Annotated in this window: 1 protein-coding gene; it reads right to left on the reverse strand. The window is 67.1% G+C overall.

Features of this window, described 5'->3' with window-relative positions; translation table 11 throughout:
• A partial coding sequence (locus BIV01_RS17510; RefSeq protein ID WP_139199553.1) for an ABC transporter substrate-binding protein occupies positions 1-560 on the reverse strand: 560 nt, incomplete at both ends.

Raw genomic sequence — 560 nt, forward strand, 5'->3', positions numbered from 1 at the left:
CTTGAGCAGGTTCGGCTCGTTCGACACGAAGCCGGTGAGCGCCTCGAGACCGTTCTGCTTGCGCGGCAGGACCGAGGGGTCGTAGCCCTCCTTCACGAGGGTGAGCGAGTCCCAGTCCACCCCGGCCTTCTCCATCATCGCCCGGACGGAGGCGGGGACGTAGCCCTTGTGGCCGACGACCTTCCCGTCGAGCTGCGGGAGCTTCGTGATGTCCTTGTTCGTCATCAGGATGTCGAGCCCGGCGTTCGAGTACGACGAGATGCCGGTGATGTCGATGCCGTTCGCCCGGGCCTGGATGAGGTCCTGCTCCGCGACGGCCGACACGGTCGCCTGGCCGCTCGCGAGGAGCTTGGTGTTCTGCGCGGTGTCGCCCGACCCGGGCTTGAGGGTGACGTCGAGGCAGAGGTCCGTGAAGTAGCCCAGTTCGTCGGCCGCGATGTACTCGAGGATCGACGCCGAGGACTGGTACTGGTAGCCGGACAGGTAGGTGATGGGGCCGGCGGCCTTGTTCTCCTTGCACCGTTCGGCGGAGATGGCGCTGCCCTCGGACGAGCCGGTGC

It is taken from the genome of Curtobacterium sp. MCBA15_013 (genome assembly GCF_001865095.1).
Lineage (GTDB): Bacteria > Actinomycetota > Actinomycetes > Actinomycetales > Microbacteriaceae > Curtobacterium.